The following is a 5,351-nucleotide window of genomic DNA, read 5'->3' as shown; positions in this document are numbered from 1 at the left end:
TCGACCCTGGAACCGCAATTAAAACACTCAATGCTTGTACCTCGTGGGTTGACTTCCTGGACTAACAAACCGCGTTTGACCGCCACTGCTTGTAATATCTCCAAAAAAGCTCCCCAAGCTGCATCATGTATTGACTTTGCTAACCTAGTTCGAGCCAGCCCTTTGATGTTTAAATTTTCGTGAGAAATTAGGTCGTACTTACCGCACAACCAATGAGCAACCTGATAATGAAACTCTTTCCGACAACGAGTCAGATAAAGGTGCATTAAGGCTACTTTGTGCTTGGCTTTTTTCCAGTTATTAGAGCCCAATACACGGCGCGACATTGCTTTTTGAGCTTGAGCCAGCTTATCCTGAGCTTTTCTGTAAAACTGCGGGATAGGTACCGCCTCGCCATCGGAAGTAGTCAAAAACTTTTCTAGCCCAACATCAATTCCGACGGCAGACTTGACAGAGCCAATAGGCAAAAGTTCGGGAACTGTATCATCTTTCATTGAGATACAGCAATACCAGCCATCGGCCTTCTTGACAATAGTGCATTGCTTAAGGGTAAAGCCAATGGGTAATGACCGATGCATTACGACAGGTATTGACCCAATTCGGCTTAGTTTTAAGATCCCATCAGCCAGGTGTGCTCCCGCCTTTGAACTATTTATCCTAGGAAAAACGAATGATCGAAGTTCTCCCGCTTTCTTGAATCGAGGTCTACCACCACGTTTACCATTAGCGTCAGGCTTCCTCCATCTATCCCACGCTTTATTGAGTCGTTGCAAGTTGACTTGCTGAGTTTCTGCATAGATTTGCTTGTACTCAGGAAACAGTCGCTTAGTTTCCTTGAGAGCCGCTTGTTGAGTGTAATAGTTAACCGGTTCTGGGATCTCACCGATCGGCTCACTGATTAAGCTACATCTATCAATCGGGGAACGAGTCCGATTGAGCCAATCAAGCCGTTGTCCTAAAGCATAATTCCAATGACGGCGTAACAGTTCAAGCCACCTTTCCATGATGGCTATCTGTTCGGGACTTGGTTTGATTTTGTAGCAGTACGTTAATATCACTATGCTATTGTACCACTTACGTTCGCGAAGCGTGGCCTCTGGCCAATCTGTTGAGAACTTCAAGACGCTCTCGGGCAATTCCCCGGAGACGAAACCTTAGACAGGCTCGCCTTTATAAGCGACAGTCTGTGAGTCATAAGTTTAAGTTATATGAAATAAGGCGAGTCTGTCTTACGGTAACTTCTAACCCGTTAAATCGGAGATTATAACGGGAGACCCCTTACCCGTTTAAGTTGGCAGCGATGCTGTTTACAATTTCGCTTTGCGTTCGCCCTTAGGCGGGCTTAGACAAAAACAGAGTCAAAAATGACTTAAAACCTATACAGGGAAAGAGTTTTAGCTCAAATGAGCATCAATCAAGCTATACTTGTGGTTCCAGCTCTTTTTAGTTAATCGACCTCTTTTCCTTACCTGAACTCCTTTTCAGCACCTTTTGAGGCTAGAAAATGCTAAGTCCTACTACCGAAGTTGGTAGGGGTTCTACAGGGAGTGCTGAATGGTGGTTTTCTGAACAGAAGTTGAGGTTATCTCTATTATGCTTGTCGTGAAATTTACTCATCTAGATACGTTTGAGCAGCGTGAGCTTTTGATTTCTTATTGCACGATTTTTTACAACAGCCCTATCCAATTTTATTTTTCAGTTGTTTGAGCAAGATCTGAGGCTAAATTGTTTGCTTACACCATTCCTTTAACTGAACCGTAAATTAAAACATACCCTTTCAGTTTTATCATTAATAAATAAATTAATATTACAATCTACTTACTAAATCTAAGATGACTTTACTACATTTCTCTCGTTGATCTTTAGATACTTGAATTTTCTTGTCATAAACTTGGTAATTCGCTTTTTCAACCATTTTACTTAGGGGTAAACCTTGATTTGCCGCTACAACACCAGCGCTATTAAAATCTCTGAGTTCTATACTGTATTTTTTTTCAAATTCTTGTCGGTTTATATTACTATTTGAACTATCCGAAAATCTATTAGGATTTTTAGTATATTCTTCAAACATTTTTTGAATAGCTTTATTAGACAAAGCTTTAAAGGCGTGGGCTGCTCCTATTTTTTGAGTAAATCGATTCCCTAGTAAAAGAGCTATCTTTGGCCTTTCCAAGGAATTCGATTTTACTTTTGATGCAAATGTATATTTTCCATAGACAGGATGTTCTTTTTCTGTTCCCCATATAAGGTTAAAAAGACCGGATATAGCATATATAGAAGAATCATCTGCATTAATCGGAACTATTAATTTTTCACCCCCTAGTATTGCAATTTGAGTGTAAATTGAAAAACTCGGATTGGTATCAATAAAGTATGTTGTTGGTTTATCATTAATCTGAATTTTAGTTAGTTTTTCTATAATAGTATGAATCGAACGCCAAGGATTATCAGAGCCAGATATTGGAGTTGCATCAGCTCTCTCTGAAAGAAGCGGCGCTATTAATTCTAAGTTTCCATCCCCAGACATTAAATATATATTATCTGTAAGCTGATCGTTTTTTTTATTTAATTGTAGTATATATTTACTAAGATCGTCAGTATTTAATTTCAAAACACAGTCTGTTAGATATCCTACAATTGTTTTGGGAGTATCTTTTGTGATTAATTCTTGTAATGATTCTTCTGCTTTCTCTCCTCCACCCATTAGCATCATTGATGAGTTGGCTTGAGGACACATATCAATTACAACGACATTTCTATCTGGATTTTTTTCAGCATAGACTGAAGATATATGAAATGTTATAGTACTTTTACCAACTCCACCCTTATTGTTCCATATTACATAGCTTGTATTTTTCATAAAATTATTATCCTTTGATTAAAGGAAAAAGTAAATTAATATTTTTTGATTTCTTGGTAGTTGTAAAGATGTAGTGATTTTGCTACATTTTCACCACTACCGAAACCCTTAAGTTTTGGCTTGGTATCAACTTGTTTTATATCCTGCTCAGGGCAAACGCATCTTATTTTTGTACATGCTGGCGTGGTGAGTATTTCAGGGATCGAGCCTGTTTTCAATCAATTGGTAAAACCCTTACTGGATAAGGGTTTTGTAATTTATATCCTTTGCCATGATATCCTGCTTTCCTTTCGTGGTAGTTGTTTGTAATGTGATTTTGTTTCCTATCATATCATCCTATCTTAACTGGGACGTTTTGCCTATGGGGCAGGTAGCCTACAGATATACACCTAACAATGTATTATCTTGTGCTGTCAAGGATATCTGAGTAAATAAGTGCGGTATCTCTTTACAATTCAGTATTATTGATTGACTATTGTCATTAATTTTCATAAGGTAACGCTTAAAGGAAAGTCAGGTTTCCTTTCACTATAACTGTAACCTCTAGAGTAATGATAACCCAAGCTTTTTACTTTGATGACACTCACCAGCTTAGGGTAAGCGCATCTTGTCAATAAACTGGGGGTACTTCTCAATAAACCCAGTCTTATTGTGCTTATCGGGACTTAGACAAAAACAGAGTCAAAAATGCTTTCAAACCTATACATGGAAAGAGTTTTAGCGCAACTGAGTATCAATCCAGCTATACTTGTGGTTCCAGCTCTTTTTAGCTAATCGACCTCTTTTCGTTACCTGAAGTCCTTTTCAGTCCCTTTTGAGCCTAGAAAATGTCTAAGTACCATTAGGCGGGCACTTCGTGCCATCGCCCGGTGCAATTATGGTAATGAGTAACCAAGGAACACTCCCCTATCGGATCAGTGTATCCTAACAAGATAGATGATAATGGCATTTGCTTGGAAGTATGCATATTCCCAAGAAAATGTCAATACCCCTGATTACTTACCAACTAACCCCCTTGCGACTTGCTAGTATCTAGCGTCTAAAATAAAAGAAAGTAATCGATACTACAATTGTTCAAGAAACTTGACTACATCTGAGCCGCCAAAAAAATTAGTCATCAAAAAAATACCCCCGATTGAGCGCAAACCCCAAATCGCACTCAAGAGCGTCACTAATTCTGACGGTGAAGTTTTCGAGTGCCAAGACCAGATTATAGTAAAAGCGCCTTGGGGAAGTAGAGCTACTGCGGAGATTACAGCCTTGTATCAGGACGAGAGTGGCAATGCTTGGGCACAATATAAGCCAAGTGAATCTGACCCGAAGTGGGATTGGGAGGGAGGCTGTATCCGTGCAGAGCGACTGAGAAAAGCTTGAATCCCAGATCTATGACCGATTCGAGCGCTCAGCTAGGATAAGGCTTCACCATCTTAGTCGCCCAATACACATGAAAAACCTCTGTTACTGCTCCAGCCCTTCGAATCGGCACTGTCCCTATTTCCTGCATATCCTGAAAATAAGCTCGATAGCTATCTGTCAACTCTTGAAATCGCTCCAGAGTAAGGTATAATCCATCTTTACCCAACCATTGCTCAGGCTGGAACCAGACCATAAAACCACGCATATCCTCTCCCAAACAGGTAATTGGTGTAGAGGTCAGGGGAGTAATCGCCATCGCTACGATCCCACTGATATAAAACCCATTAGTAAAGACAAAGCTAGAGGTTTCTAATGCCTCACTCAGCACAGGAGACTGAGCAAATCCTTGTCGCAGTTGCTGAATATCAATCAGTTCTGTAGAGGGGTCATCCTTGGGAGAGACAAAACCCCCTAGTAAAGCATAGTGACCGGATTTTTGCAGTGTTCCTGTCGTGATATGCAGTAGCACAAACAATAATAGGCTAGCTATTGCTATGGCTGAACCCTTTAGCCATCGGTTAACCCAACCGCGCGATGACAGGAAGTGCCCGCCTAAAGGCGATCGCATTTGCCACTGTTGCGCCTGTTGCCCTAGTAGTAAGGTTATCCCCCAAAATCCTGGCATTGGCCAAGTGGGCAAAATTTGGTGATATCCTGCTAAGAGGGTAAAGCCTACAACTAGGGGTAGGGATACCCATAGGATCAATCTTGACTCCAATTTTGATGTCTTGCTATACCCGGTAAATTGAGTAAGTAGCGATCGCAAACTCACCCACCACATGGGCAATGCCATCGTAGGGAAAAGATAAGCTATTCCAGATAAAACTATCACTAATACATTTAGCCAATTGTAGCCCTGCTGAGGTACCTCTGGCTCTGGTTTAAAACGGGTGGATAAATGGAAAGTAAAGGATATCCAATCATGCTGTATATTCCAGTACCAAATTGGAAAAATAGTTATGATAAATAACATTAAACCTAGCCATGCCCAAGGTGACAATAATGCACAACGATGACGTGGACTCGTTAAGCAAAAACCAACTAATCCTAAGCCCAAAACAAAGCCATGATATTT

The 5,351-nt window shown here is 40.3% G+C and carries 3 protein-coding genes and 1 pseudogene; 1 reads left to right on the top strand and 3 read right to left on the bottom strand.

The window, feature by feature from the left end; all coding sequences use genetic code 11:
• On the bottom strand, window positions 1-1,004 hold a 1,004-nt coding region (locus F6K38_RS26715; protein ID WP_287263438.1), incomplete at its 3' end, for an RNA-guided endonuclease InsQ/TnpB family protein.
• An 803-nt stretch (window positions 1,005-1,807) separates the two neighbouring features.
• On the bottom strand, window positions 1,808-2,860 hold the full coding sequence (locus F6K38_RS26710) for a ParA family protein (RefSeq protein ID WP_008183267.1): 1,053 nt from the start codon (window positions 2,858-2,860) through the stop codon (window positions 1,808-1,810).
• Between the two features lie 1,083 nt (window positions 2,861-3,943).
• On the opposite strand from F6K38_RS26710, the gene F6K38_RS26705 reads away from it, so the two are divergent.
• On the top strand, window positions 3,944-4,234 hold the full coding sequence (locus tag F6K38_RS26705) for a hypothetical protein (protein WP_287249755.1): 291 nt from the start codon (window positions 3,944-3,946) through the stop codon (window positions 4,232-4,234).
• A gap of 28 nt (window positions 4,235-4,262) precedes the next feature.
• On the opposite strand, the pseudogene F6K38_RS26700 reads toward F6K38_RS26705, so the two are convergent.
• Window positions 4,263-5,351 (bottom strand): annotated as a pseudogene (locus tag F6K38_RS26700) (4-amino-4-deoxy-L-arabinose transferase); the annotation flags it as partial.

The sequence above is a fragment of the Moorena sp. SIO3B2 genome, assembly GCF_010692525.1.
Taxonomy (GTDB): Bacteria; Cyanobacteriota; Cyanobacteriia; order Cyanobacteriales; family Coleofasciculaceae; genus Moorena; species Moorena producens.
The sequence above is the reverse complement of the archived record's forward strand: the minus strand, read 5'-3'. Positions and strand labels throughout refer to the sequence as shown.